Source organism: Paraburkholderia sp. 2C, from assembly GCF_054589215.1.
Window position 1 is genome coordinate 867141 of the sequence record NZ_BAAILL010000032.1, and the last position, 23927, is coordinate 891067.

Below are 23927 nucleotides of genomic sequence, written 5' to 3' on the forward strand. Positions count from 1 at the left end.
GAAGCCCACGCGAAGTCCGCTCGACATCGGCAAGCGCGCGCGTTCGGTCGGGAGACTTTGCGTCGCATAATTGCGACGCTCGCTGAGGTGAGTCGATACGGGAACTGCGGCACGTCGCAAACAACGGCTTCGTCGCCAGCGACTTTTACGGATGCCGCGACAAGCAACGAATGCCGGAATACCCCGGAAATCTGGAAGGTGAGCCTTTTCGGGAATGCGTCGAGGTGAGCCGCGGTTCGTAAACCCGCTTCACCAGGAAATGGTGAGGGACACCCTATAGACGCACATCACCCCAGTCGGTATCCTTGCGCAAAATCCTTCTCGATCCGACGCATGGCCACGAAGCGCGCGAAGAAAACCGATGTGGTGAGCCCGAGTTCCGCCGAGCTGCGCAAGGCAGTCGAGGCCATCGCGATTCAGCCGAAAAGCGGCAAGATCACGCTGCTGACCCGCAAGCTGTTCAACGTGCTGCTGGCTGTCGCGCAGCAGGCGGACGAGTCCGGCGACACCTACCGCGCGCTCCTGTCCGATATCGTCGCCAACTCCGCATTCGATTCGAACGACACCGCGCTCGTCAAGGAACACCTGCGGCGGATGGTGTCGGTCCAGGTCGAATGGAGTACCGGTACATCGAGCCAGAAGCCGGGCCGCAAATGGGGCATCTCGACGCTGATTGCCGATGCCGAAATTCTCGAAGATCCGGCCACGCGCCGCGTGTGGGTCGAATTCTCGTTTGCGCCGAAGATCAAGAAGAAGCTGCTCGATCCCGTGCAGTACGCGCGTCTGAGCCTGCAGTTCCAAAGCCAGTTGCGCAGCAGCGCGGGCCTCGCGCTCTATGAGATCTGCGTGCGCTATCTGACCAATCCGAGCCATCTGACGATGCGCGAGTCGTGGGAATGGTGGCGGCCCATTCTGTCCGGTACGCCGGACACCGAAGCCGGCGACGAAGCGAAGCGCGAGTACAAGTACTTCAAGCGCGACTACCTGCGGCCGGCAATCGCCGAGGTCAACGCGGTCACCAACATCTTTGTCGAGCTGATCGAGCATCGCGAAGGCCGGCGCGTCGCCGAGATCCAGTTTCGCGTGACGGAGCGCAAGCAGCCCATGCTTGCCCTCGACGAGCATCCGAACGTATTTGACAGCACGCTCGTCGACCGGATGGTGAAGATCGGCATTCCGCTCAAGGAAGCGCAGACGCTTTACGCCGACAGCGAGGAGAACCGGATTCGCGCGGCGCTGCAGATGACCGAGCAGCGGATGCGCAGCACGACGCTGCCGCCGGTACGCAGCGCGCCGGCGCTCTTCAAGGACGCGCTGAAGAAGGGCTACGCGCCGCCGGTCGATGCACTGCCGCCGGCAAGTGGCGGCAAGGCGTCCGGCGCGGTCCCAGCAGACGATCTGAAGGCCCGCTTGCTGAGCGAATATGCGGCGTATCGGCGCAAGGAAGCGCAGGCGCTCTACGAGGAGCAAGGCGACTCCGAGCAGGAGGTGGCGCGCCAGTCGTTCGAAGAGGACGAACTGCCCGATCTCGGCGCCCACATGCGCGACGATTGGCGCCGCCGCGGTCTCGATTCGAAACTCGCCGAGACGGCGTTTTTCGATTGGCTCGCACGCAAGACCTGGGGCGAGCCGACCGATGGCGATCTGCTCGCCTTCACGTTGAATCAATCGCGCGCGGCTTGACGGGGCTGCGTCCTGCGTTGCCCGTGATTTGCACCGCGCGCATCACACGGCGCCGTCTCACGATGCCCTCGCCGCTTTACTTTTTCTGCAGCATCCGCTCGATCTGGTGAAGGATGTCGTCGCGTTTCTCGCGTGACAGGCCACGCAGACGCAGTTCAATGCGATCGTCCCCGTATGACTTCAGATCGCCGACCGACACGCCATCGAACTTGATCTCGAGCCGCTGTGCGTAGCGCTGCCGTCCCGCGGGCTTCGCGCTTTCCTGCGCGCTCGCTCTGCCCTTCACGATATCGGCGACCTGGCGCGTGCTGAGGTCGTCGGACAGAATCTTGTTGATCAGGCGCAGCGTCGCGTCCGTGCCGCGAGCCGAGTGATAGCGGCCGACCTGATAGCCCATGTTCGAGCCGAACCGATCCGGTCTTGCGACCATTTCCTGCATCACGACTTCCGGCAGCTTCGCGATCGACAAGGCGACGGCGACCGTCGATTCATCGAGTCCCAGATGCTCGGCCAATTCCTTTTGACTCTGGAAGTGCTTGTCGTCGAGAAATCGCTTCCAGACGACGGCGTTGTCGAACACAGTTTGTGAATCGCGCTGAACGTTGAGGTCGTAGCCGAGCTTGTAGCTCTGGATGCCGATCGGCAGATCGATCACGATCGCCTTCACGGATTCCTTGTTGGCTTCCTTCAGCGCGCGCACGCGGCGACCACCGTCGCTGACAAAGTAGGTTCCAGGATTGTCGTAGTCGGGAATGACGTGGATGGCCTGCTGCTGGCCCTGCTTCGCGAGATTGACCGCAAGCTCCGCGATCGACGTCTTCAGATAAAAATGCCGTGGGTTGAACGGGCTCGCCTTGATGACTTTCAGCGCCAGCTCGATAACTTGCCCCGGACGATAACCGTGCTCGGCGCGCCACGCCCGATACTGTGGCGATTCATGAATCGATTCCGTCGATTCGACCTCATTCGATGCGGGCTGAGAGATCGATTGACTCGATCGGCCGACGACTTCATCCGTTTTGCGCGGATTGTTCTGCACGAGCCCGTCGATCGCATTGAGGCGATCGAGCGCGGTGCGCTTTTCGCTGCTGGTCGTATCCGGGCGCGCTTGAAAGCCTTTGGCGAATTGGGAGGGTTTCATTCAGGGACCTTTATGCGCATAAATTCAGGGAAGCAGGGCGGCAATCTCGTCAGCAACGGCACGGATTTCCATGCTCGCGAGCTTGGCGCCGCGGTCGCTCATTTGCAGCACCGTCTGACCGAGGGCCATGGCCTGCTTGTACGCCTCACGGGTAGGAATCTGGGTTTTGAGCAGCGGAAAACCGAGCTCTTCCAACGCGCGCTTCAGTTCGCGCGTGAGCATGCGTTTCTCTTCAGTCTTGTTCAGGAGGAAGACCGCTCGCAGGTCTTCGTTCATCACTTGCGCCTGCTGGATCAACTTGACGAGCCCAACGCTCGACCAATAGTCGGCAGGTGAAGATGATGTGGGAATGACCGCGACCGTCGCGGCCAGCAATACCACGCCTGAGACTTTCTCGGTGATCGACGGCGGACAGTCCACGACGATGACGTCGTAGTCGCCGACGAACTTCTTGATCTCGCGGTGGATCTGGCCACCGGCTTCCGAGAGATTGACGACGGGAAAGGGAATGCCGGCTTCTCCATCTGAAGACGCGCTTGCCCAGTGAACCAAGGTGTTCTGTCCGTCCGCGTCGACGACGAGAACCCGCTTCCCCTTTTCGTGGAAAGCAGCGCCGAGATGCATCGCGATCGTGCTTTTTCCGACACCGCCCTTTTGTTGTGTGACTGCGATGATTTCAGCTGCCAAGCTTCACCTCCCCGTATTGGACGCTGCTGAATTCTACCTTGATGTATTTTTGTTTCAATGCATTTTGTCGTGACACCGCGACAAATTAGCCATTTGGCCTAGGTTTATGCGCATAAAGGCGACGTGTCTTCGCGCGATGGCCGTTGAGGTCGAACGTTAAGCGCGCTTAGGGGTATGGGGCTCTTGCCTTAACAGCACTTGAATCTGCGTTGAAAGCGACACGCTGGCACGTGCGCAACGAGCGCGTAACGGAGCACGGCTTTATGCGCATAAAGCCCGACGGTGAAGCGTATCCCTGAAGCACCATCATTCAGCAGCGACCGCGCGGATGCCGCCGTCCCTACCTTCACCCGGAACAATCAGAGCCCCGGCTGGCGCTGTGCCTCTCAGCGCTCGCTATAGCGTTCGGCAAGCACCGCTAGAATCCGGGGTTCTTGCCTTAGCGCGCTACTCGACTCACCCCATCGAAATCATGGAGCACACCTGCGATGATCACGATCTATCACAATCCCCGTTGCTCGAAATCGCGAGGCGCATGCGAACTCATCGACACCTCGTTCAACACCGCAAACGAGCCGGTCAAGATCGTCGAATATTTGCGCGAGCCGTTGACGGTCGCGCAGTTGAAAGAGTTGAACCGGATGCTCGGCTGCACGGTGCGCGACATGATCCGCACCACGGAACCCGAGTACAAAGACCTGAACCTCGGCGCCGACGATATCGACGACAATCAACTCTATGAAGCCCTCGTCAAGCACCCGATTCTGCTTCAACGTCCGATCATCGTGCGCAACGGCAAAGCGGTGATTGGCCGGCCGCCCGAAAACGTCAAAGCGCTATTCGACGAATAAATCGAATAGCGCTTTAAATGACAACAAAAAGAAGCCGGCGTTGACGATCCGGCAGTCTCGACCTTCGCAGCTTGAAGATCCGACGTCGAGCATCCCGGCAAATCCGGGCTCGCCCGGCGCAGCGATCTCAGCCTTTCGCGACCTGCAAAACCGCATCCTTCGTCACGATCTGCTGAGGAATGATGCGAAGCTTCGCGAACGTATCGGCGATGCGTTGCTGCTCGGCGAGCACGGGCGCATCGATCGGGCGATACACATGCGCATAGTGTCGAAGGCCGCCTTCGATGACGCTCGCGTCGAGACCCTGGATCGGCGCGAGCTGCGCCGCCGCATCCGCATAGTGGCCGCGCACCCATTCGCCTTCTTTGCCGACTTCGTCGATCACTGCTGCAATGACGTCGGCGTTGTCCTGTGCAAACGGCCGCGCGCTCAAAAAGAACTGGTGATGACTAACGATCCCTTCGCCGTCGGTCAGCTGGCGCGCATTGGTTTGCCGCTTCGCGGCCTCGAGGAACGGATCCCAGATCGCCCATGCATCGACGGCGCCGCGCTCGAACGCCGCGCGTGCGTCGGCGGGCGGCAGGAACGCCGGTTGAATATCCGTGTACTGCACGCCGGCCTGCTGCAGTGCGGCGACGAGGAACCAATGCACGTCCGAGCCCTTGTTGAGCGCGATTTTCTTGCCTCTCAGATCGGCGACCGATTTTATCGGCGCGTCGCGATGCACAAGAATGCCTTCCGCGTGCGGAGTCGGAAGCTCATACGCGGTATAGACGAAATTTGCGCCGGCAGCCTGCGCAATGACCGGTGGCGCCTCGCCGACATAACCGAAGTCGATCGAGCCGACATTGAGGCCCTCGAGCAATTGCGGCCCTGCCGGGAACTCAGTCCATTTGACGGAGATACCAAGCGGTGCAAAACGTTTTTCGAGCGTGCCATGCGCTTTCAGCAGGACGAGCGTACTCGCCGCTTTTTGATAGCCGATGCGAATGGTATTCGCGCGTGCAGCGGCGAGAGAGGGGAGTGCCACTGCGGCCAGCGCGGCGCCCGCGCCGGCGAGAAACGCACGACGCCTCAGGGAGGGATGACGAATCATGATGGAGATCGGGGATCGACCTGGCGAAAGACGGACGCAACATGGACCGGTTGCGCTCAACGATAAGTCGCTCGCGTTCGATCGCGAACCGATAAATTTGCATAAGCAAATCACGCTGGGCCGAGACGCATCGGGATTCTGTCGAACGCGTCATATGCGTCAAACGTGCCGTCATGCGTATCAAACAAACGCAGCCGCGCGACAAGCCGCATTCGCATCAAGCACACGCATACGCGCCGATGCTCCAGCCTGCTTTGCTTACTCGCGCGTCTCCCGATCATCGACATCATCGATCCCGCTCATCGCCCGGGAGGCCGCGCGCAACAGCCCGATGTGTCTGCGAAAGTTTCGGCATCCGCTGCAGGTGGGCAGGTGCGCGCCGACGGCCAGCCATTCGCGCATGCCGAGCTTACGCTCGAGCGCATCGGAAAGTAGCCGCGTGATGTCTTTACATTTCCCCATCGACGTCCCCGCTGGAAAAGCCCTTTTCGGTCAGGCATGCGCGCAGCCGCAAGCGCGCGCGATAGATGAGCACGCTGCAGTGGTTCGCGGATAGCTGCAGCTCGCTGCAGATCTGATTGGTCTCGAGATCGAGGAATTCGCGCATCATGAACACGCGGCCGATCTGCTCGGGCAAGTGATCGAGGCACATCTCGAACAACGTCCAGAACTGTTGCTGACGCATCGCCCGTTCGGGCGTCGGCCATGAGCGCGGCTGCGCTTCGCGCGACCAGTGTCCGTTTTCCTTGAAGAGCTCGCGATCGAGCAATGCTTCGCCATCGATTTCATCGTCGAGCGCGGAGAGATTGATCGTGCGCTGGCGGGCGCGCAGGGTATCGACGAGCTTGTGACGCAAGATGCCGAACACCCACGTCTTATGTTCCGATTGGCCGGCAAAGCGGTCAGCCTGGGTCCACGCCGCGGCCAGTGCTTCCTGCACCGCATCTTCGGCGGCTGCGGCGTCGCGCAACTGCAGGCGCGCAAAACGCAGCAGATCGCGGCGCAGCCGTTCGAGATAGGCAGGATCGTCGAAGGCCTGCTCTTCGAGCAGCGTCCTCATGCATGTCCCCGATTGTCAGTGCGGGACGAAAAACGCAGAGGTGAAACAGCAAACGGATTGCTGCGCCGATGCCGGCGCTGGTAGAGGCGGTTCGTATTCATCAGTGAGAGAAAAAGCGCGTTCGCGGGCTCGGCGCACATTCTCCCTCACTTGCGGTCCGAACGAATTGAATTCGACTGGACCGCAGGCGATCGATACAGCCAGAAAACTGACGACAAAGGCGACAAAGGCGATAAAGGCAGTAACAGCGCGATGTCAGGAGGGCTTTCCCCCGCCATCGAGGCCGCTGCCGGTCCGCCATACCTTCTTGCCCTCTTCGGACAACTCGCCGCAGCTATGTTCCGCATCGGACTGCGTGTTTTCGACGGCCATATCGCCGCCCGCCTGTTCCTGCGCTTTTTGCCGCTGACCTTTGCGAGCGGCCAATGCTTCGTCGTGCGATTTACCTGAAGAAATGCGCGTCATGCTATCAATCCTCCGTAAGAAACGGCGCCTTCGACTGTTGCGCGCGCAACCGTAAGTTTGCGCTGCGCGAGATGCGCGACGGCACCTAAGGTCCGAAGAAGCGTGGTGCTACAGGTTCTCGCGACTTCGTAATCGGAATGCATAGGTTGAGGTAGTTTTTGCTGCTCGCCTGCTAGCCGATCGCAAGCTTGACTCGCAAGGAAAAGAGTCAATTTATCCACAAGGTTTTCCCCGAAATCTGTGGATAACAGACGTCGCCGCGGACTTGTCCACAGACCCGAAGCGAATTCGCGAATGCCGCTATGATTACCGGGCCGTACCGTTAACCGCAGCAATTCAACAGGAACGACACCATGGCTTATCAGATCGCAGTCATCGTCGGCAGCTTGCGCCGCGAGTCTTTCAACCGGCAGCTCGCGCACGCCCTGATTTCGCTGGCGCCGACCGAATTCAAGTTCGAATTCGTCGAAATCGGCAACCTGCCGCTGTACAACCAGGAGTACGACGCGGATTTCCCGGAACCTGCGCGTCACTTCAAGCGGCAGATCGAGTCGGCTGACGCCTTGCTGTTTGTGACGCCCGAATACAACCGTTCGATGCCCGGCGTGTTGAAAAACGCACTCGACTGGGGTTCGCGTCCGTGGGGCCACAGCTCGTGGGGCGGCAAGCCGGGCGCGGTGTGCGGCACGTCGCCGGGTGCCATGGGCAGCGCGCTGGCGCAGCAGCATCTGCGCAACGTACTCGCCTATCTCGACGTGCCGACGATGGGCCAGCCCGAAATCTTCGTGAAGCATGACCCCTCGCGCATCGATGCGAATGGCGCGATCGTCAACGATGACACGCGCGAATTCCTGCAAACCTTCGTCGACACCTTCGTCGCCTGGGTGAAAAAGCACAAGGTTTGATCGCGGCAGCACGGCGCGCGCGCCGTCTGCCTGCTTGTCGAGTCGCGCGTTGATGCGCGCGTCGACCCGGTTTCGATGGAAGCGGCGCCCTAAGCACGGCGCCGCGGTCCGGCCGATCATCGTTACATTCGCCGGTCGTCAATGATGATGATGGTGACCGGTCACGCGCTCCCACCCGTGCCGCACGGCGGCCTTGAAGCGATCCCAGCTTCCCTCCGGCGCTGCGCGTTCCCAGTCGTGACGCGCTTCGAGTTCGACGTCGTCGTCCCACGGCCGATCCTGATAGCGCGTATCACGTCCCATCGTCGCACCGTACCGGTAAGCCGGCACATATTCGTCGTAGCGCGCGCCTTCGCGTGTACCGAACTGCTCGTCGTAATGCAGACGGAAGTCCTCTTCGTACTCGAGGAACTCGTCGGGAATCGGCGCGCCGAGGTCGCTGTCACGGGCGTTGCGGCTTGCCTGCTGATTGGCGGCTGATGCCGCCGAAGGTGTCGTCGACGCCTCGGACATCTGCGAAGACGGCGGATAGGCCGCCGATTGCGTCGGAGTGCGCATATCCGCACCACGCGTATCGTCGGACGTGGTGCGTCGCGCTGTGTCGCCCGCGACGGTCGCCGGCGAATAGTCGCGGCTGCGCAACTGCTCGCGTGCTTCGTATTCGTTCATCATGCCAGGCGTGCCGGCCGTACCGGCAGCGGACTGGTTGCTTTCATGCGTACGTCGCTCGTCGTTCCGTTCAGCGCTTCTTTCGTCCGGCATGCCGACGCCGCCAACGGCGCCTCGGTCTTCAGCGCTCCGGCTCGTCGTAGCCGGTGATGTATCCGCGTCAGGCATCAACTGCGGCGGCTGATGCTCATCGCGCACCGCTGACACGCGTTGGGGCGATGCCGATGTTTCTGCCGTGCGTCCCGCCGCAACCGGCGAAGCCGTGTCGCCATATCGCGTCGGCGCGCCACCGCGCCCGTCCTCGGAATAAAGATCGGAGCCGACGCCCGCCTGCGCATCGCGGCGAACGTTTGGAGTACCGCCCGGTTCTGACGCGCGAGGACCCTTGGCCGCCGGCTGGCCGCTGCGTTCCGCCATGTCGCGCTGCCACAAACCTTCGCCGGGCAGAGGCGTCGCGCGGCTGATATCTGCGGGATCGGATTGATATTGCGCGGCGCCGCGAACGGTTATCGCCGGATACGCGCGCTCATCGCCGCCACTCGGCGAAGCGCCGCCTGAGGTCTGCGAAAACGCGTCGCGCGGCGGCGCAGAGGCGGGCGGGGCCGACCGCATATCGCGCTGCACTTGCGTTTCCCGCGCCTGCTGTTCCCGGATCCGCGCTTCGCGCATCGCCGCTTCATCGAGTTCGCGACGGCCGGTATCAGCGGTATCCGCCAGATCCGGCCGCAGCACGGCGCCGGACCCTGGCGCACCGCCGGCCGCAATCGCGGTCCGCGCGGCTTCGTCATCGATGGGCGTGTCGTGCGGCGGCGCATCGACGCGCTCATAGCGGCGCTCTTCCTCCATCGCGCGTAACGCCTCGTTCGGCGGTTGCGCGGCAGTCGGTACCGCGGCAGGCGCGCCGAGGCCGAGTTCATCGAGCATCGAATGTTCGCGTCGCACTTGCTCAGCTTCTCCAGCGTGGCGCGTTGGCGGCTCGATTCGCGCCCGCTCGCTGACGTCGCGCGCACCCAGCCGCACGAGCATGTTGTGCGCGAGTTCCGTGTGCGCGTCGCTGGCCGCGTCGACGGCGACGAGCACCGCGCCGCCCCGCACCGCATCGGTGTAGCGTTCGGCGATCGGTTCGTTGAGACTGGAACCGGACGTCGAAAACAGGCTCGAAAAAAAGCGCTCGATATTGGCGAGCACGCCCGGCGATTCGTCGGCGATCGCATCGGACGCCGTTTCGGGGTTCGCCCTCAGTTCGACTTCGTGATAAGCGAAGCCCGATTGCACGAGTGCGTTGCGTGCGCCGTCCGCTTCCGCGTAGGTGTTGAACAGGCCGATGACCGTTTGTCGCATGGCTGCCTCCCGGTAGTTTGCTCGAGCCGGCGGCGCGACGGCATACTGCGTCGCTCGCTAGCCAGCTAACCGGAAAGCCGCAACGATCGTGCCGGGAATCGCGGCAGACGCGCGGCCAAAAGCAACCTGCAAAACAACACCACAAGCGACGGCACGCGAGCGCACCGCCGCACCGCTGCACCAACGCAAGCCGCGGCGTCAGATCCGCGCTGCCCCCCGCTAACCCCCGCGCTAAACCCCGCGCTAAACCTTTACGCAACGCGAGCAAACCGCATCCGGCACGCGCGCGCCTCGCCCTTTTTACAAACAATGGGTAACGCGAGCGGCGGCAGTCCGACTTCAGTGGGTCGGATGCGTATTCGGCGGTGCCAGATCGTGCTGCAGCGTCTGCAGAAACTGGTCGAGCAGTGCGATATCGAACGGTTTCGGCAAAACATGCGCGTCGACATGCCGGGCGCGCTCGAGCTCTTCCGCGTAACCGGTCACGAGCACGACCGGCAGCTTCGTTTCGAAGTGCTGGATGGCTTCAGCGAGGTCGATGCCGTTGAGTTTGCCCGGCATATGAATATCGGAAATCACGAGGTCGAACGGCAAGGGCTCGCCGCTTTTCGCGCGCTTTTCACGCGCATCGTCGAGCAGGCGCAGCGCAGTATCGGCATTGAATACACAGGTGACCTCATGACCCATCATCTGCAGCAGCGCTTCGGTGCCGGCCGCTACTTCGTCGTTGTCTTCGACGAGCAGAATGCGCAGCCCTTGCGGCGTGTCGCCTTCCGCGACGATCGGCTCGACCGGCGTTTCGGTCTGAATCGCCTCGCCGGTCGTACGCGGCAAATAAAGCCGCACGGAGGTGCCCGCCCCTATCGCGCTGTCGATGGCCGCGAGGCCGCCCGAGCGCTCGCAGAACGCGAACACTTGCGGCAGGCCAAGACCCGTGCCCATGCCCTTCGGCTTGGTCGTGAAAAGCGGCTCGAACGCGCGCGCGAGCACGTCGGGCGGCATGCCGACGCCGGTATCCTCGAGCGAGAGCTGAACGAACTCGCCGGTCAGCGGAAAGCCGTCTTCGTGACGGAACATGATGTTCTTCGCGCGCACGGTGAAGCGTCCGCCGTTCGGCATCGCGTCGCGCGCATTGACGGCGACATTGATCAGCGCAAGCTCGAGCTCCGCGACATCGACGCGAATCGGCCAGACGCCGAGGCCGATGTCCATCACGAGCGACACCTTCGCGCCGAGCGATGCGCGCAGCAGTTCGCGGCAGCCGGGCAGCCAGCGCTCGATGGCGAGCGTTTCGTTGCGCAGCGGCTGCTTGCGCGCCACGCCGAGCAACTGACGCGTGAGCGACTGGCCGCTTTTCAGCGCACGCTCGACGGCCGACAGTTCGCGATCGAATGCGGCCACCTTTCGTCTGCGCAGAATCTGAATGTTCGCCGACACAATCATGAGCAGGTTGTTGAAGTCGTGCGCGACGCTGCCGACGAGATTGCCGAGCGCTTCCATCTTGCGCGACTGCCGGTAGGCGGATTCGATCGAGCGGCGCATCGATGCTTCGGCCTGCCAGCGTTCCCACGCTTCCTCTTCGGCGGCGAGCCGTTTCAACGACAGCCAGATCACGCACCACAACACCACCGACGGCACGAACATCGCCAGAATCAGCACGCTCAGATGCCGGTACCAGGCCGCCCAGATCGCCGACGTGCGGTAGCCGCATGCAACGTACACCGGATAGGACCCGACGCGGCGGAACGCGACGATCTGCGTGTCGCCATACAGCATCGAATGGACGCGCACGACGCCCGCGCGGCGGCCTTCGGCCAGCGCCTCGGTAAACGGCGACTTCTGCGGCTCGGCGGCGGCTCGGCTGCTCGGCGGGTAGTGCGCGAGCACGGCGCCGTCGGTGCGCGTCAGGCCCATCGTCATCGGCGCGCCGCTGCCGCCCAGCAGGTCGCGATAGAAGTCGCTGAAATAGCCGGAACGCAGCGCGACCGAGACGATACCGGCGAACGCATCGTCGCCGTTGCGGCGCGCGACGCCGGTGTTGAACACGACTTCGCCATCCGCCGCGGAGCCGGACATCACCCTCGACACATGCTCGATCACGCTGCCGTTACGAATGCCGATGAAATCGTCGCGTGCGGCAATCGATAGCGGCGGCGCCGGATAGAAGCGGCTGCTCGCGAGCAGCGTGCCGTCGCTGCTGAAAATCGACATCGACGCGACCTGCGGATAACCGCCGCCGATCGAATCGAGCTTGTCGTGAATCTGCGCTTCGCGCGCGCGAATGCCCGCATCGTCGAGACCCTGCACGAAGTCGACCACGCGCGCATCGAGCGCTTCATTCATGTCGAATACCTTGAGCGCATGCTCTTCGGCAACGCGCACGGTGCGCAGCGTCACGTCCGTCGCCTCCGCCTCGCGCGCGCGGAAGTCGTCGAACGCCATCACGACGACGAATACGCAGGGCAGGATGATTGCCGCAATCAGCAGCGCGATCAGCGTCATGCGACGCACCGCGAAGTTATGCTCGGGCACGGCCGGAAACACGGTCTCTTCGGACCGGTTGGCGGCGTCACGGTTATCTTCAGCCGATTCGCGCCGATCAGAAGTCATCATGGACACCGCGGCAAAAGTCGGAAAGGACAGGCATGACTTTTACCATCATACGGCGAGCGGTGACGCTTGCCGCAATTCGAATTCTCTCCGATGGGCCGGACTGTTTTCGAAACAGTGACAAATCCGGTAGCGCAAACGTACACAAAAGTATAAACGGCGACATTTTGTTAGTTAGTGGTGAAAACGTCCCCGAAACTGCGAGTCACTTGAGTGACTTTTGTTCGATGTACGGCAATTTGGCGAGTTGCCTTTTCGCCGGTTTGCTTCGAGAATTGCGCCCCAGATAACCCAAGCGTCCGCCATGTCCGGACGCAATCGCGCGAGGGCGCCCCGACATCCCAGTCAGACGAGACGGAAGGGTAGTTCGCGATATTCAGCGATCGTCAGCGGGGCAGCACGGCATGCAGCACGCCCGTTGCCGCGCGGATTCTGCTACGGGGTGGGGTTCAAAATGCCGGCCATTATCGTCTTTCGAGGCGTACGCGACTATTTCCGTATGTATCGACCACTACACGGCGCGGCGTCACACTCCTTTGCCCTTTTTCGTACCGCGTGCGCCTGAGCGGGCCGCAGCATTCCGCCTGCACGCGGTAAATCCGGCGATGACTAAAGAACCGCCGGCAGCCGCCGATAATACGCACGAGACAATTCCGTTTACCGATTCTGCCGCCATGCCCTTGCCCATCGTGATCGCCGACGATTCGCTGCTCGCCCGGAAGGTGCTCACCAAGGCACTGCCGCCGGACTGGGACGTCGAGATCGCCTACGCATCGAACGGGCGCGAAGCACTCGCACTGTACCGCGCCGGCAAGGCCACGGTGATGTTTCTCGACCTGACGATGCCGGACATGACGGGCTATCAGGTACTGGAAGCGCTGCAGCATGAAGATCTGAACACCTTCGTGATTGTCGTATCCGCGGACATCCAGCCGATGGCGCAGGAACGCGTCCGCGCGCTGGGCGCGATCGCGTTCGTTGCGAAGCCCGTGACCTCCGAGGCGGTCCTTCCCATCCTCAAGGAGTACGGGTTGTATGCCTGAGCCAGTTCTCAACGAAGACCAGCGCGACGCGTTGCAGGAGGTGGCGAATCTCGCGATGGGGCAGGCCGCGAAGCGCCTCGCGCTGCTGCTCGATGCGTTCATCGAACTGTCGGTGCCGCGCGTGCGCGTCGTCAACGTGCGCGAAGCCGCACAGGCGCTACGCGACATGACCGGCATCAGCGAAACCGTCGCCGCGGTGCGCCAGGGTTTCCGCTCCGACATCAAGGGCGAAGCGCTCGTGATCTGCAAGAGCGGCAACGTCGAACAGCTGTGCGCGCTCGTGAGCGATCCGTATGCGAAATCGACTTACGAGACGATCAGCCAGCAAGAGCTGATCTTCGACATCGCAAACCTGCTGACGGGCGCCTGCGTCTCGTGCATCTTCGAGCAACTCGGCCGCGCGCCGGTGTTTTCGGCGCCGGGCATGCTCGGACTCACGATGTCGCTCGACGACGTATTCCAGCCGAACATCCTCGCCTGGAGCGTCGCGCTGCTCGTCGAAGTCAACTTCTCGCTCGAGGATCAGAGTTTCCGCGCGCATCTCGTGATGCTGATGGCCGAAGACTCGATCCTGCATATCAATCACGCACTTGATGCACTGTTGTCCAGCCTATGAACGTTTCAACGGCCTCTCTGAGTGACCTGGTGGTGGAACGCGTCGGATTCGGCATTTTCGTGCTCGACCGGCAAATGAACGTACTGATGTGGAACCGCTTCATGCACGACCACAGCGGCCTGTCGGCCGAGCAGGTGGTCGGCAAGTCGATCTTCGCGAGCTTTCCGGAATTGCCGCGCGTCTGGCTCACGCGCAAGCTCGAAAGCGTGTTCCAGCTCGGCAGTTTCGCGTTCAGTTCGTGGGAGCAGCGGCCCTATCTGTTCAAGTTCGACCACGACCGGCCGATTACCGGCGGCGTCGACTATATGCAGCAGGACTGCACGTTCATGCCGCTGATGCGCGATCGCGAAGTCGAAGCCGTTTGTGTAACGGTGTCCGATGTGACGCACGTGAGCATCATGCAACGCGAACGCGAGGAAGCCGTGGCGAAGCTGCAGGAATACGCGGATCGCGACGGGCTGACCGGCATCGCGAACCGCCGCTATTTCGAAATACGGCTGCGCGACGAGTACACACGCTGGCAGCGCTACGGCGGCGATCTGTCGATCCTGTTATTCGATCTCGACCACTTCAAGAAGATCAACGACCAGTTCGGGCACGTCGCCGGCGATTCCGTGCTGCGCGAAATGGCGCAGCGCGTGGCCGGCGTGGTGCGCGCGCAGGACACGTTCGGGCGTTTCGGCGGCGAGGAGTTCGCGCTGCTGCTGCCGTGCACGCCGCTCGAGGACGCGATGCTCGTCGCCGAGAAGATCCGCAATACGATCGGCGACACGCCGGTCGACGTGCACGGTGTCAGCGTGCCGGTGACGGCGAGCGTCGGCGGGGCATCGGCGCGAGCCGGTGTCCCGGCTTACGAAGCGCTGATCAACGAAGCCGATGCGGCCCTTTACACTGCTAAACGGCAAGGCCGTAACCGCTCGATCGCATTCATCTGACGTTAACGTAACGCTCACTTGACCTTTCGCTCGTCCGGCTCGCCAAGCCTTACAAGGCCATGCTGCTTGCCGGGCGCGCCCGCCGGGCCGGGGTTTAGCGACGGCTTTCGATGGCTGGTATACTTTCGCGCGTCCCGGCATCCCAGCCGGCATATTTCAGATTTCATTTCGCGCGTGTCCGCGCGCGCGGGCGGCTTGCCCTGCGGGTAGGCATGACTTCTTGATCGCCCTATTAACCGGGCGTCTCAGCGGAGATTGTCTTGGCCGTTTCCAATCCAGTCGTGGACGATACACAAACCGACGCTGCTGCCGCTTCCTCAGGCAGTTCGTTTTATCTCGCCATGCGCATCCTGCCGGCTGCGCAGCGCGACGCGATGTATCAGATTTACGCGTTCTGCCGCGCCGTCGACGATATCGCCGACGGCGGCCAGCCGCGTGCCGAACGGGCCGCCGCGCTCGAGCGCTGGCGCGCCGACATCGACGCGTGCTATGCGGGCGCGCCGCGTGAATCGCTGCGCGAGCTGACCCGGCACATTCACACGTTCCATCTGCAGCGCGAAGACTTCCACGCGATGATCGACGGCATGGCAATGGATGCCGAAGCCGACATCTGCGCGCCGGACGAGGCGACGCTCGATCTCTATTGCGACCGCGTGGCAAGCGCCGCGGGGCGGCTGTCGGTGAGAATATTCGGGATGGAAGAGCAGCCGGGCCGCGACCTCGCTCATCATCTCGGGCGCGCGTTGCAGCTCACCAATATCCTGCGCGACATCGACGAAGACGCCGAGCTGAACCGCTGCTATCTGCCGCGCGAACTGCTCGCGCGCGAGGGCATCGCGGCGACAAGCCCCGCCGCGATCGCGGACGATCCTTCCCTTCCGCGCGTGTGCGCGACCATCGCGGAACGCGCCGAGCGGCACTTCATCGCGTCGAACGCGATCATGGATCAGTGTCCGCGCGCGCATGTGCGCGCACCGCGCATCATGTCGGGTGTGTATCACTGCCTGCTCGAACGCACCGTCGAGCGCGGTTTCGACATCCCGCGCACCAAAGTCCGCAAGCCGCGCGCGCGGCTGCTGTGGATTCTCGCGCGGTACGCCTTCTTCTGATGCGCAAGCTGGTGCACGTGATCGGCGCAGGCCTTGCGGGCCTCGCCGCCGCAGTGCAATTACAGCGCCGCGGCGCGCAGGTCGCGTTATACGACGCGGCGGAGCAGGCGGGCGGGCGCTGCCGCTCGTACTACGACCGGACGCTCGGTGCGACCGTCGATAGCGGCAATCACGTGGTGGTGTCGGGCAACCATGCCACGTTGAATTACGTGCGCGCGATCGGCGCCGGCGATGAACTGGTCGGGCCGGCGCGGCCGGAGCTGAATTTCATCGATGTCGCGACGCGTATGCGCTGGACCGTGCGCCCGTCGCCGGGCCGCGTGCCGTTCTGGATGCTCGACCCGGCCGCGCGCGTGCCGCATACGCAATTCGGCGACTATCTGTCGCTCGTGCCGTTGCTGTTCGCGAAGCCGGGCCGCACGCTCGCGCAAACGATGCGCTGCAACGGCGCGCTGTGGGACCGGATGCTGGGGCCGCTGCTGACGGTGATGATGAACGTCGATCCGCGCAACGGCACCGCCGAACTGGCGGCCAACGCGGTGCGCGACACGCTTGCGACGGGCGGCGACGCGTATCGGCCGCTCGTGGCGCGCCATGGTCTGAGCAGCGCATTCGTCGATCCGGCGCTGCGCCTGCTGCAGCATGGCGGCGCGACGATCCGGCTCGATGCGCGCCTCGACGCGGTCGAATTCGCCGACAGTCGCGTGACGGCATTGCAGGTCGGCGGCGAGCGAATTGCGCTCGAAGACGGCGAAGCCGCGGTGCTCGCCGTGCCGCCGCACGTGGCGCAGGCGCTGGTGCCGGGCGTGCAGGCGCCGCAGCGCTTCTCGCCGATGGTGACCGCGCACTTCGCGATCGAGCCGCCCGCAGGCCACCCGCCGACGGCCGCTCTGATCAACGGCAATGCGCACTGGCTGGTCGCCGCGGAAGGGCGTCTGTCGGCTACCGCTTACGGTGCGGAACGCCTCGCGGGCATGCCGCGCGACGCGCTTGCGCAAACGCTGTGGACCGACGTCGCGCAGGCAGCCGGTTTGCCGGCACAAGCGCTGCCGATATGGCAGATTGGCGTCGAACCGTACGCGACATTCGCCGCGGTGCCTGACGAAGAAATGCGCCGCCCGGCGGCGCGCACGCGCTGGAATAACCTGATGCTTGCGGGCGACTGGACGGCTACCGGTCTGCCCGCAACGATAGAGGGAGCGATCCGCTCGGGCCAGAAGGCCGCGGATCTGCTTCTGAACGAACCGATGGGACGCTGATGAACGATTTATCCGTCGCCCAGCAGTTGGGCGAAGCAAACCCCGCAGCCGATCGCGCTCAGGACGCGACGGTTGCCGCCGACGTTGACGCCCAGTTTGCTGGCCAGGTGGCCGGTCAGATGGGCGCAGACGTTGCCGCGCAAGCGGGAGCGCCGGCCGTCGCCGCACCGGACGCCGCGCTCGACGCGGCCATCACGCGCGCCACCGACGCGATCCTCGCCGCGCAACACGACGACGGGCATTGGGTCTACGAACTCGAAGCCGACGCGACGATTCCGGCCGAATACGTGCTGCTCGTTCATTATCTCGGCGAAACCGCGAATCTCGAACTCGAACAGAAAATCGGCCGCTACCTGCGCCGCATCCAGTTGCCGGACGGCGGCTGGCCGCTTTTCACCGATGGCGCGATGGACGTCAGCGCCACCGTCAAGGCGTACTTCGCGCTGAAGATGATCGGCGACGCGGAAGACGCCGAGCATATGCGCCGCGCACGCGAAGCCGTGCTTTCGCATGGCGGCGCGGAAGCGGTCAACGTGTTCACGCGCATGCTGCTCGCGCTGTTCGGCGTGATTTCGTGGCGCGCGGTGCCGGTGATGCCGGTCGAGATGATGCTGCTGCCGCAGTGGTTTCCGTTCCATCTGTCGAAGGTGTCGTACTGGGCGCGCACGGTGATCGTGCCGCTGCTGGTGTTGGCCGCGAAGCGGCCGGTCGCGCGCAACCCGCGCGGCGTGCGCATCGACGAGCTGTTCGTCGGCGCGCCGGTCAATACCGGCATGCTGCCGCGCGCGGCGCACCAGAGCAAAGGCTGGTTCCGCTTCTTCCGCTCGATCGACGCGGTGTTGCGCGTAACCGAGGGCCTCTTCCCGACACGCATGCGCGAGCGCGCCATTCAGGCGGCGCTCGCGTTCGTCGATGAACGCCTGAACGGCGAAGACGGCCTCGGCGCAATTTTCCCGGCGATGGCGAACTCCGTGATGATGTACGACGTGCTCGGTTATCCGGCCGAGCACCCGAATCGCGCGATTGCCCGCCGTTCGGTCGACAAGCTGCTCGCCATCCACGAAGACGAAGCGTATTGCCAGCCGTGCCTGTCGCCGGTGTGGGACACGTCGCTTGCGGCGCACGCGCTGCTCGAAACCGGCGATGCACGCGCCGTGGCGGCCGCCGCACGCGGCCTCGACTGGCTCGTGCCGCTGCAGGTGCTCGACGTGCGCGGCGACTGGATTTCGCGCCGGCCCAACGTGCGCCCGGGCGGCTGGGCGTTCCAGTACGCGAACGCGCATTACCCGGACGTCGACGATACCGCGGTGGTGGCGGCGGCCATGCATCGCGTCGCGGTCGACGCGAAGACGCAGGCGTACGACGCCGCGATCGCGCGGGCGCGCGAGTGGGTGGTCGGCATGCAGAGCAGCGATGGCGGGTGGGGCGCATTCGAGCCCGAGAACACGCACTATCACCTGAACAGCATTCCGTTCTCCGATCACGGCGCGCTGCTCGATCCGCCGACCGCGGACGTGTCGGGCCGCTGCCTGTCGATGCTTGCGCAGATGGGCGACATGCCGGCGACCAGCGACCCCGCGCGCCGCGCCTACGACTATCTGCTGAAGGAACAGGAAGCCGACGGCAGCTGGTATGGCCGCTGGGGCATGAACTACATCTATGGCACGTGGAGCGTGCTCGGCTCGCTGAATGCGGTCGGCATGCCGCTCGACCATCCGGCCATGAGACGCGCCGCGCAATGGCTTGTCTCGATCCAGAACGCGGACGGCGGCTGGGGCGAGGACGGCACGAGCTACAAGCTCGAATACCGCGGCTACGAGCGCGCGACGAGTACCGCGTCGCAGACGGCCTGGGCGGTGCTCGCGCTGATCGCAGCCGGCGAAGTCGGGCATCCGGCGGTCGCGCGCGGCATCGACTACCTCGTGCGCGAGCAGCGCGACCACGGGCTATGGGACGAAACGCGCTTTACGGCGACGGGTTTCCCGCGCGTGTTCTATCTGCGCTACCACGGCTATCGCAAGTTCTTCCCGCTGTGGGCGCTGGCGCGCTATCGGCACATGAAGCAGTCCGGCGAAACGCGCGTCAAGGTCGGTTTGTGAGCGCGCAGGCGCCACCGGTGGCCGGTCGTGGCACGGCGCCGGCCGCGTTGCCCGTGATCGCCGTCACCGGCATGGCGTTCGAAGCGCGTATCGCGCGCGGCGAGGGCGTCGACGCGGTGTTCGCGGCGCGCGCCGATCTGCTCGAGCGCGCCTTGACCGCAGCCGTCGCGCGCGGTTGCGCCGGCATTATCAGCTTCGGTACGGCGGGTGGACTCGCGCCCGATCTCGAGCCCGGTGCGCTGATCATCGCGGAGGGTGTGGACGGGCCGCTTGGGCCCGTTTCGACCGACCACGCGTGGTCCGAGCGAATCGCCGCCGCGCTCGCGGCGACGCCGCTCGCCGCGAAACTGCGCCGCGGCCGTCTGGCGGGCGTCGCGGCGCCGCTGACCGGCGCCGCCGACAAGGCGGCGCGCCATCGCGCAACCGGCGCCTTGGCGGTCGATATGGAGTCGCATCTGGCGGGCGCGATTGCCCATGCGCATCGATTGCCGTTCGCGGTGTGCCGCGCGGTGGTCGATCCCGTCTGGCGCACGTTGCCGCCCGCCGCAACGGCCGGCTTGCGCGACGACGGCAGCACCGCGATCGCGCCGATCCTGCGTGAACTGATCAAACAGCCGTCACAGATTCGTCCTCTGATCCAGCTGGCTGCAGACGCGCGCGCCGCGCGCGCGACCCTCGTCGATGCGCGTCGCGCGCTGGATCAGGCCGGCGCACTGCGGTTTTCAACGCGACTCGGGTAGCCGGCGGAGATAACCGGCGCGGCTAGCCGGCGCCGCGCTCAGGGCTTCGGCGCGGCGTCGCCGGGATCGTTATAGTTCGGCACCGCCGGGCCGCTATCGCTGCCGCCGCCCGCCGGCGCGTTGCCCGGATCCGTATACATCGGCACGCCCGCTGGCGCGGAACTCGAACCCGCCGCCCCCGACGCGGGCTCGGCCGGCGCGGCGCCCGATTCGTCATCGCCGTAGTTCGGCAACGCCTGCTCCGGCGCACCGGTGCCGCGCAGCAGCGCACGCCGCTGCTGCGTGTACGCGTCACGCACGAACGAGTACTTGTCGAGCGCCGCCTGCTGCAACAGGTTCGTCGCGCCGAGCAGGTCGGAACGCACGCTCAGGAACTGCACGCCGTACAAAATGGTGCGCGGCTCCCAATCGAGGTAGTGGACAGGATTGAAGCGGAAATCGACCGCGAAGCCGACGCTGTCGCGGAACGAGCTCGGCCCGAACAGCGGCAGCACCAGATACGGGCCCGCGGGCATGCCCCAGCGTCCGAGCGTCAGACCGAAATCCTGCTTATGTTTCGGCAGACCGGCGGGCGTTGCGAAATCGAGCAGGCCGCCGATGCCGAACACGGTGTTCATCGTGAAGCGCATCAGCGTCTCGACCGCTTCGGTGATATGCAGCTGCAGCATGCTGTTGGCGAAATTGTCGAGGTCGCCGATATTCGAGAAGAAGTTGCTGATGGCCTGGCGCAGCGGCTGCGGCGTGACCTTCTGATAGCCCTTCGCAAGCGGGACGGCCACCGCCGTGTCAACCTTGTCGTTGACGTTGAAGATCACACGATTCATCGGCTCGAGCGGGTCGCCCGGCGTACGGTTCGGACCCGTCGCGCATCCGCTCATAAGGCCGGCGGCAAGCATCGCCAGTGCGGCGGTTCGCATCTTCATGCATCAATCCTTTGTTTTTTTCTCGTCGTTACGCGGCGCACCCGCGGTTTGCCCATCAGTACCGGTTGAAATACCACAGCGCCGATCAACGTGCAGAAGAGCGACAGCGCGAGCAGTTTGCCCATGCTCGACGTGCCGGGATGGTGTGACAGCCAGAGACTCCCGAACGCGGTTGCCGTGGTCGCCGCACTGAAGATCACCGCATGCGTGAGGCTCGACTGCAGCAGCCCGGTTTCGCCGCGGCGCCACGCCATCACGAAGTAGATCTTGAATGCGACGCCGACGCCGAGCATCAGCGGTAGCGCGATGATATTCGCAAAGTTCAATGGCATGCGGAACACCACGCAAAGCTCAAGCGTGACAACGGCCGACACGAGTAGCGGGATCAGCGTGCGCAGCACATCGCTGAAGCGCCGCAGGGCGATCCACAGCAAGGTGGTGATCGCGACCAGCGCCCAGCAGGCCGCCTGCACGAACGACAGGATGATGACGTTCGCCGAATGAAGGATCGATATCGGGCCGCCGATGGTGGCGGGCTCGGCTGTTTTCACGGCCTTCGCGAAGGCGCGCAGCATGACGTCGTCGCCGGGGTCGGTGCCGGGCGGCACTTTCGGCGAGATTTCGACGAGCGCCTGGCCGCTTTTCGAGATCCAGTCGCTCACGATGTCGCGCGGCAGCGTCGCTTCGGTGATCGGCGACGGCTGCAACAGGTTCGTCAGTTGCTTGAGCGCGAGGCGCAGCGGCTCCGAAATCGCCGTTTCGGCGCGGTCGCGCGTGGCGGTATTCGCGGCCGCGAGCTTTGTCAGCGTTTCAGACAGATGCTTGGCCTCGGCCGCGCCCGGGCCCGGATGGTCTTCAGCGGCGAGCGAAAGCTGGTTCGCGACGCGTTTTAGCGCATCGATGCGCACGGCGTCGGTTACGGGCGGCGCGGGCGTTTGCGTGAGCGCCGGCAGCAGTTGCTGGGCGGCGGCCGAGATCAACGCGAGCTTTTGAGGCTGATCGGGCGGAATGAAGGTGGACAGCGTCGTGGTGCGGCCGACTTCCGGCAGCGTCGACAGGCGCGCCGCAATCCGGTCCGCCCCGGCGAGGTTCGGCGCGAGCGCGCGCACATTGTTCACCCCGGCTTCCGGCGCGTCGTTCAGCGAGAGCAGCGTCGCCATCGATTCGGTGTGCGGATCCTTCAGATGCAGCGGGTTGAAGTCGAAGCGCAGATGTGTGAGCAGCGGCAACGCGCCGATGATCACGGCGAGCGTGATGATCAGCACGGGCTTGCGGTTGCGATCGAGAAAATCGTCGACGGGCGCGAGCCGGGTAAAGCCGGGCGAGCCGGCTTCGCCGGGCGGATTGAACACCTTCAGGAGTGCCGGCAGCAAGGTCATGTTCGTGAAATACGCGACGAACATGCCGACGCCCGCAATTTTTCCCAACTCGGACACGCCGCGATACGCGGTCGGCAAAAACGAAAAAAAGCTTTCGGCGACGGCCACGGCCGCGAGCGTCAGCGGTACGCCAATGCTATAGGCGGTATTGACGAGCGCGGCCGAAAGCCGATTGTCCCGATGGCGTTCTTCCCGATACTTGACGCCGTATTGCACGCCGAAGTCGACGCCGAGCCCGACGAACAGCACCATGAACGCGACCGAAATCATGTTCAGCGCGCCGACCATCATGAGACCGAGCGCGGCCGTGATCGCGAGGCCGACGAACAGGGTGATCAGCACCGCGACGATCATGCGGCCCGAACGCAGCGCCAGCCACAGGATGAACAGCACCACGAGCAGCGTGCAGATGCCGTTGACGGCCGCGCCGTCCTTGACCGATGCGAACTCTTCGTCCGCGAGCGGTTGCTTGCCGGTGAGGCGCACATGCGCGCCGTATTTGCCCTCGAGGTTCAGCGAGGTGGCGATCTTGCGAATCTGATTCGACGCGTGGGCGCCCGCCTGCAGCGCGCCATAGTTCACTACCGGCAGCACGGTGATGAACGAGCGCGCCGGCTGCTTCGCTTCGCTCTTGTCGACGAGGCCGCGCCACGACATGACCGCGAACTGGCCGGCCAGCACCTTGTCGAGCGTGTTCGCGCTTTCCGATAGCAGATGGCTCATGTCGCCGAGCTTGACCTGGCCGATCGTCAGCGGCAGCTGGAGGCTCGTGTTGAGCGTATTGGCGAGGCCCGTCAGGCCGGGATCGTGCGCGAGCGAATTGATGAGCGGCTTTGCCTTGACCAGCTGCGAGGTGGTCGATTCGACATCGCTCAACGACGGAAACAGCAGACCGTTGCGTTCGAAGAACGGCCCGCCGGCCGGCTCGGTGACGCGAACGAACTCGTTGGGTTCTTTTTGCAGTGCGGCAGAGAGCTCGTCCGCGGCGGCGCCTGCAAACTCGGGCGCGCCCGCTTCGACCACGACCAGTATCGTATCGCCGCGTTCGGGAAAGGCCTGATCGATCGCATTATCGAGCGCCGCCCACTTCTCGTCGTTCTCGACGAGCCGGCTGACGTCCGTGTTGATCTTGAAGTTATGAGCGACGTAATAGCCGCTCGCAATGGCGAGCGCGAGCGATACACCGATGACCTGTAAAGGACGGCGCACGGAAAAGACAGCAAGGCGGACGATGGATGACTTCAGCATGTAGGCGCAGAGCCCCTGTCATTGGATGGCATTTTCTTCAAGAGCGCACAAGTATACCGACGCAACCC

At 64.0% G+C, this 23927-nt stretch carries 20 protein-coding genes; 10 read left to right on the top strand and 10 right to left on the bottom strand.

What is annotated here, in order from left to right; genetic code table 11:
* Nucleotides 1-333 precede the first annotated feature (333 nt).
* The gene (locus tag ACYPXD_RS12075; RefSeq protein WP_459711209.1) at nucleotides 334-1683 is read left to right on the top strand and encodes a RepB family plasmid replication initiator protein; all 1350 of its coding nucleotides are present in this window, start codon (nucleotides 334-336) and stop codon (nucleotides 1681-1683) included.
* Nucleotides 1684-1759: 76 nt separating this feature from the next.
* Here ACYPXD_RS12075 and ACYPXD_RS12080 read toward each other — a convergent pair whose 3' ends face one another.
* Both ACYPXD_RS12080 and parA read right to left on the bottom strand, forming a co-directional pair.
* A complete protein-coding gene (locus ACYPXD_RS12080) occupies nucleotides 1760-2824 on the bottom strand; it encodes a ParB/RepB/Spo0J family partition protein (protein ID WP_459711212.1) in 1065 nt (354 codons plus the stop codon).
* Between the two features lie 24 nt (nucleotides 2825-2848).
* On the bottom strand, nucleotides 2849-3511 hold the full coding sequence (parA, locus tag ACYPXD_RS12085) for a ParA family partition ATPase (protein WP_459711214.1): 663 nt from the start codon (nucleotides 3509-3511) through the stop codon (nucleotides 2849-2851).
* Between the two features lie 488 nt (nucleotides 3512-3999).
* Between parA and arsC the strand changes: the two genes are divergently transcribed.
* Nucleotides 4000-4362, top strand: coding sequence for an arsenate reductase (glutaredoxin) (gene arsC, locus ACYPXD_RS12090; protein ID WP_459711216.1), 363 nt, complete (start codon nucleotides 4000-4002; stop codon nucleotides 4360-4362).
* Nucleotides 4363-4489: 127 nt separating this feature from the next.
* On the opposite strand, the gene ACYPXD_RS12095 is transcribed toward arsC, so the two are convergent.
* The 4 genes from ACYPXD_RS12095 to ACYPXD_RS12110 form a co-directional block, all read right to left on the bottom strand.
* Nucleotides 4490-5458 (bottom strand): sulfonate ABC transporter substrate-binding protein, encoded by a 969-nt coding sequence (locus ACYPXD_RS12095; RefSeq protein ID WP_459711219.1) that lies wholly within the window; start codon nucleotides 5456-5458, stop codon nucleotides 4490-4492.
* A 258-nt stretch (nucleotides 5459-5716) separates the two neighbouring features.
* On the bottom strand, nucleotides 5717-5920 hold the full coding sequence (locus tag ACYPXD_RS12100) for a zf-HC2 domain-containing protein (protein ID WP_459711221.1): 204 nt from the start codon (nucleotides 5918-5920) through the stop codon (nucleotides 5717-5719).
* Nucleotides 5907-6518: an RNA polymerase factor sigma-70 gene (locus ACYPXD_RS12105; protein WP_459711224.1), complete on the bottom strand. Its 612-nt coding sequence runs from the start codon at nucleotides 6516-6518 to the stop codon at nucleotides 5907-5909. Before ACYPXD_RS12105 ends, ACYPXD_RS12100 begins: the two co-directional genes overlap by 14 nt.
* Before the next feature lie 255 nt (nucleotides 6519-6773).
* On the bottom strand, nucleotides 6774-6983 hold the full coding sequence (locus tag ACYPXD_RS12110; protein WP_459711226.1) for a hypothetical protein: 210 nt from the start codon (nucleotides 6981-6983) through the stop codon (nucleotides 6774-6776).
* Nucleotides 6984-7336: 353 nt separating this feature from the next.
* Here ACYPXD_RS12110 and ACYPXD_RS12115 point away from each other — a divergent pair, with 353 nt between their 5' ends.
* Nucleotides 7337-7888 (top strand): NADPH-dependent FMN reductase, encoded by a 552-nt coding sequence (locus ACYPXD_RS12115; protein WP_459711229.1) that lies wholly within the window; start codon nucleotides 7337-7339, stop codon nucleotides 7886-7888.
* Nucleotides 7889-8026: 138 nt separating this feature from the next.
* Here the strand turns inward: ACYPXD_RS12115 and ACYPXD_RS12120 are convergent, their stop codons facing one another.
* A complete protein-coding gene (locus ACYPXD_RS12120; RefSeq protein WP_459711232.1) occupies nucleotides 8027-9898 on the bottom strand; it encodes a hypothetical protein in 1872 nt (623 codons plus the stop codon).
* Between the two features lie 339 nt (nucleotides 9899-10237).
* Nucleotides 10238-12508: a hybrid sensor histidine kinase/response regulator gene (locus ACYPXD_RS12125; protein ID WP_459711475.1), complete on the bottom strand. Its 2271-nt coding sequence runs from the start codon at nucleotides 12506-12508 to the stop codon at nucleotides 10238-10240.
* A gap of 674 nt (nucleotides 12509-13182) precedes the next feature.
* On the opposite strand from ACYPXD_RS12125, the gene ACYPXD_RS12130 reads away from it, so the two are divergent.
* The 7 genes from ACYPXD_RS12130 (at nucleotide 13183) to ACYPXD_RS12160 (ending at nucleotide 20309) form a co-directional block, all read left to right on the top strand.
* Nucleotides 13183-13551: a response regulator gene (locus ACYPXD_RS12130; protein WP_459711477.1), complete on the top strand. Its 369-nt coding sequence runs from the start codon at nucleotides 13183-13185 to the stop codon at nucleotides 13549-13551.
* The gene (locus ACYPXD_RS12135) at nucleotides 13544-14167 is read left to right on the top strand and encodes a chemotaxis protein CheC (protein ID WP_459711234.1); all 624 of its coding nucleotides are present in this window, start codon (nucleotides 13544-13546) and stop codon (nucleotides 14165-14167) included. Before ACYPXD_RS12130 ends, ACYPXD_RS12135 begins: the two co-directional genes overlap by 8 nt.
* Nucleotides 14164-15102 (top strand): GGDEF domain-containing protein, encoded by a 939-nt coding sequence (locus ACYPXD_RS12140; protein ID WP_459711236.1) that lies wholly within the window; start codon nucleotides 14164-14166, stop codon nucleotides 15100-15102. Before ACYPXD_RS12135 ends, ACYPXD_RS12140 begins: the two co-directional genes overlap by 4 nt.
* A 260-nt stretch (nucleotides 15103-15362) precedes the next feature.
* On the top strand, nucleotides 15363-16211 hold the full coding sequence (gene hpnD, locus ACYPXD_RS12145) for a presqualene diphosphate synthase HpnD (protein WP_459711239.1): 849 nt from the start codon (nucleotides 15363-15365) through the stop codon (nucleotides 16209-16211).
* The gene (gene hpnE, locus ACYPXD_RS12150; RefSeq protein ID WP_459711241.1) at nucleotides 16211-17470 is read left to right on the top strand and encodes a hydroxysqualene dehydroxylase HpnE; all 1260 of its coding nucleotides are present in this window, start codon (nucleotides 16211-16213) and stop codon (nucleotides 17468-17470) included. Before hpnD ends, hpnE begins: the two co-directional genes overlap by 1 nt.
* The gene (gene shc / locus ACYPXD_RS12155) at nucleotides 17470-19569 is read left to right on the top strand and encodes a squalene--hopene cyclase (protein ID WP_459711244.1); all 2100 of its coding nucleotides are present in this window, start codon (nucleotides 17470-17472) and stop codon (nucleotides 19567-19569) included. Before hpnE ends, shc begins: the two co-directional genes overlap by 1 nt.
* 71 nt (nucleotides 19570-19640) lie before the next feature.
* Nucleotides 19641-20309, top strand: coding sequence for a phosphorylase (locus tag ACYPXD_RS12160; protein ID WP_459711479.1), 669 nt, complete (start codon nucleotides 19641-19643; stop codon nucleotides 20307-20309).
* 38 nt (nucleotides 20310-20347) lie between these two features.
* Here ACYPXD_RS12160 and ACYPXD_RS12165 read toward each other — a convergent pair whose 3' ends face one another.
* Together ACYPXD_RS12165 and hpnN are read right to left on the bottom strand one after the other, a co-directional pair.
* Complete coding sequence (locus ACYPXD_RS12165) at nucleotides 20348-21232, bottom strand: MlaA family lipoprotein (protein ID WP_459711246.1); 885 nt, start codon at nucleotides 21230-21232, stop codon at nucleotides 20348-20350.
* Nucleotides 21229-23859, bottom strand: a complete 2631-nt coding sequence (hpnN, locus tag ACYPXD_RS12170) for a hopanoid transporter HpnN (RefSeq protein WP_459711248.1) — start codon at nucleotides 23857-23859, stop codon at nucleotides 21229-21231. Before hpnN ends, ACYPXD_RS12165 begins: the two co-directional genes overlap by 4 nt.
* Nucleotides 23860-23927: the final 68 nt, after the last annotated feature.